Raw genomic sequence first — 2,368 nt, forward strand, 5'->3', positions numbered from 1 at the left:
TTTCTTAGTTGTCATTGTTCACCTCGTTAGTGATTGTACTCACTTAACTCAGTGTCCAAAACTTCTGGTGCGGATCAATATTCACCGGTATCAAATTGAACTAGAAAGTCTGGGACGTAAGTATGGCTCTTACCGTTTAAGTAGTATGAAAATCTTATCGGTTGAGAACAAAAGCGAACGATACTTGGTTCGAAATCAAAATGATAACAAGCGGCACATTCTAAAAAGGATTCCACCGTGACTCTTTTTCCCATCTTAGCACTGACATAACGGTGTATGTTTTTTCCACGTGATTTAGTTAAGTTTCGAGCAGGAGTGTCAAACGCAGTTTCAAGTTCAAGCAAGGTGGCAGTAGAAGGGTAAGCTAGAGCAGACATAATATTGCCTCTTCACGATTTTGTCGTAAACTTACACAAGTTTAGAACATGAAGAGGCAATATCAAATTATGGTTGTACCAAATATCAATATATGGTTGCAAATATCAATTTATGGTTGTTTCAACAATTAAACAAGTGTTTTAAACGTTACTCTTTACCGAATACGTTGTTCTCTTGCTCTTGTACACGGATGAAAGTCGTACGCTTAGTTAGCTCTTTAAGCTTTGCTGCACCTACGTATGTACAAGTTGAACGTACACCACCAAGGATATCAGAGATAGTACCGTGAACAGAACCACGGAATGGTAGAAGTACGGTTTTACCTTCAGCTGCACGGTACTTAGCAACACCACCTGAGTGCTTGTCCATAGCCGACTGAGAAGACATGCCGTAGAACTTCATGAATTGCTTACCGTCTTGCTCAACCAGTTCGCCGCCTGACTCTTCGTGACCTGCTAGCATACCGCCTAGCATTACGAAATCAGCACCGCCGCCGAACGCTTTAGATACGTCACCAGCACATGAACAGCCACCGTCACCGATGATCATGCCGCCAAGGCCGTGAGCTGCATCACCACATTCGATGATAGCAGAAAGTTGAGGGTAACCAACACCTGTTTTAACACGTGTAGTACAAACTGAACCAGGGCCGATACCAACTTTAACGATGTCAGCACCTGCTAGGATTAGCTCTTCAACCATGTCACCTGTTACAACGTTACCCGCAGAGATAACTTTGTCAGGGAATTCTGCACGTACTTTTTGTACGTACTCAACTAGGTGCTCTGAGTAACCGTTAGCGATATCAATACAGATAAATACGAAGTCTTCGCTAAGCGCCATGATTTGCTTAGTTTTCTCAAACTCAGCTTCAGATGTACCTGTTGATACAAATACGTTGTTCAGTGTTTTCTTGTCTGCTGTTTTAGCAAATTCAGCCCACTGCTCTACTGTGTAGTGCTTGTGTACTGCAGTCATAACACCGTGCTCAGCTAGCGCAGCTGCCATTTCAAAAGTTGCTACTGAATCCATGTTCGCAGCAATTACTGGAGTACCAGACCATTGACGACCGCTATGCTTGAATGTAAAATCGCGGGTTAATTCAACTTGAGAACGGCTCTTTAGAGTAGAACGCTTCGGACGGAAGAGTACATCTTTGAAACCTAACTTAAGTTCTTGTTCGATACGCATGGTGTTTTCCTTGATTCATAAAATTATGTGTCGCTCGCGAAATGCGTTGTAAAGACGTTACTAAATGAGTTTACCATTCTTCGGACACAAAAAAACCGGAGCGTTGGCAGGCGCTCCGGTTTTCAGCATTATAGGTCGTAATTTACTAACAGCAAGTCTAATATTTTACTTTTTTTTATGCTATCCTTCCGGAGATTCCATATCCGCTAAAAAACAACCCTCTTCGAACTCCCATTAAATAGATAATAATTAGTCACTTACCAAGTAAAAAACACCAAACAAGCCGTTTGGTTTACGCAATCGTTTTCCTGAGAAACTCTCGTAACATCGCCTTCATTCTGCAATAAATGTGATCAAGATCGACAAAAGCCGATGATTTTCTTCCGTCAACAAGCGCCATTTTTTCTTAAATAAATTGGATTATTCTCACTTTCGACTCATTTTTACACACTTGATGATGGATTAATGAGGCAATCGCTCGAACCTGTGAAAGATACTGAGCATTCGAAGATGGGCTTTCTGTGTGCTGTCTTCCGTTTCAGCTTGTTTAGATATGTGCTCTATTGAATAAAAAGCGTCACATTGCCTCTATAAACAGAAAAGGTGGCTATGAATATTTCGATACCAATCACTAAAAAGCGCTGACCTGACCACGATTACCCCCGCCTACAGCAATAAGCAATAAGCAATAAGCAATAAAGTAAGCGCTCGCGAATGAGATTTTATACTCGTTCAACTTGAAGATGCAGGCTTGAGAACTTGAAAGTTATCATTAATTCGAGATGCCAAAGAGCCTGCG

1 protein-coding gene and 1 pseudogene are annotated in these 2,368 nt (G+C 41.5%); both read right to left on the reverse strand.

From position 1 onward, the window contains the following. Window positions 1-77: 77 nt before the first annotated feature. Window positions 78-377 (reverse strand): annotated as a pseudogene (locus Q1A70_RS20905) (TnsA endonuclease N-terminal domain-containing protein); the annotation flags it as partial. 148 nt (window positions 378-525) lie between these two features. Next, a complete protein-coding gene (locus Q1A70_RS19565) occupies window positions 526-1,569 on the reverse strand; it encodes a GMP reductase (protein ID WP_299695612.1) in 1,044 nt (347 codons plus the stop codon). Between the last annotated feature and the right edge of the window lie 799 nt (window positions 1,570-2,368).

It is taken from the genome of uncultured Vibrio sp. (assembly GCF_947488985.1).
GTDB lineage: Bacteria > Pseudomonadota > Gammaproteobacteria > Enterobacterales > Vibrionaceae > Vibrio.